Annotated in this window: 1 protein-coding gene; it reads left to right on the forward strand. The window is 44.1% G+C overall.

The features are described from left to right. The coding region (locus tag ACYVTD_RS14020) for a type I glyceraldehyde-3-phosphate dehydrogenase (protein WP_461248341.1) at positions 1-892 on the forward strand (892 nt) is incomplete at its 5' end. Between the last annotated feature and the right edge of the window lie 86 nt (positions 893-978).

Raw genomic sequence — 978 nt, forward strand, 5'->3', positions numbered from 1 at the left:
GGGTAAAATGAAAGCCGACATCACCACTGAAGGTGATGATGTTCTGGTTGTCAACGGACACAAAATTAAATGTCTGTCCGGCAAAGGCAAGACGCCTGACCAATTCCCATGGAAGGACTTGGGAATCGACTATATTGTAGAATCCACCGGTATTTATACCGATGAAAAAGCCTACGGACATATTGTCGCCGGAGCGAAAAAGGTCATTATTTCCGCACCGGGCAAATCGAAAGATGAATCCAAACCTGTTAAAACCATCGTCATGGGTGTTAACGAGCATGAATATGATCCGTCAAAGCATCATGTTTTGTCCAATGCAAGCTGTACCACCAACTGTCTTGCTCCGATAGTTCATGTAATACTTAAAGAAGGCTTTGGAATTGAAACAGGTCTTATGACCACAATTCACTCCTATACCGCTACCCAGAAAACTGTAGACGGCGTTTCCCAGAAAGACTGGAGAGGCGGACGCGCGGCTGCTATCAACATCATTCCCTCAACAACAGGCGCTGCAAAAGCTGTAGGCGAAGTTCTTCCCGTTACCAAGGGTAAACTTACCGGAATGAGCTTCCGTGTTCCCACACCCACTGGATCAGTCGTAGACCTGACATTCCGTGCGGAAAAAGACACTTCTATTCAAGACATTGACGCTGCCATTAAAAAGGCTTCGGAAACCTACATGAAAGGCGTTCTGGCTTACTGCCATGAAGAAATTGTTTCAACCGACATCATTCACGATACGCATACGTCAATTTATGACAGTCTTGCAACGCTTGAAAACAACCTTAAAGGCGAAAAACGTTTCTTCAAAGTTGTATCATGGTACGACAATGAGTGGGGCTATTCAAACAAAGTTGTAGACCTGCTCAAGTATATCGACAGCAAGAAGTAGCGGTTAGTTAATAGTGGTTAGTTGATATTGAATGTACACAAATAATGATACAGTTTTCTGGGTAGCGGTATAGGAGTGAATTGTGG

Source organism: Treponema sp. R6D11 (genome assembly GCF_054786075.1).